2 protein-coding genes are annotated in these 410 nt (G+C 51.5%); both read left to right on the forward strand.

Annotated elements, in window-relative coordinates; genetic code table 11:
* A partial coding sequence (locus NE664_14775; GenBank protein ID MCQ4727899.1) for a DUF5716 family protein occupies positions 1-151 on the forward strand: 151 nt, incomplete at its 5' end.
* Positions 151-410, forward strand: a 260-nt coding sequence (locus NE664_14780; GenBank protein ID MCQ4727900.1) for a hypothetical protein, incomplete at its 3' end; no start/stop codon positions are given. The genes NE664_14775 and NE664_14780, both read left to right, overlap by 1 nt.

A 410-nucleotide genomic window follows, 5' to 3' on the forward strand; every position in this document is an offset into this window, starting at 1 on the left:
GGAAGACTTCGAGAAGCTGATACTGGCCTACGACTATTCCACCAGGCGAAAGAGTCTGTACCGGGTGGAAGATGCGGATGGGGAACCGGAAATGATAGAGAGCGGAGGATACCGTTATCCGAAGCTGACATTTACAAGGAGGAAATCATAATGGGGTACGAGGAACAGGCGACAGGAACCATGGGGATCCCCTATTACGACAGCCTTTTGCCGGAAGAGCAGCAGGAAGTAACAGAAGCCGTTAAGCTTCTTCTCAGGCAGACGTTTGTGCTGGAGCGGAAATACGAAAAGCGTTCCGGCCGCTTTACGAATAACCGGGAGTTCCGGATCTGCAACAAGCATCTGGAATTTCTAAGAAAATATTTTGCCGTCAGCGGCGTCTCGGTGGTGGAGAACAGCCAGATGGGAGT

The organism is Anaerotignum faecicola, assembly GCA_024460105.1.
GTDB lineage: Bacteria > Bacillota > Clostridia > Lachnospirales > Anaerotignaceae > JANFXS01.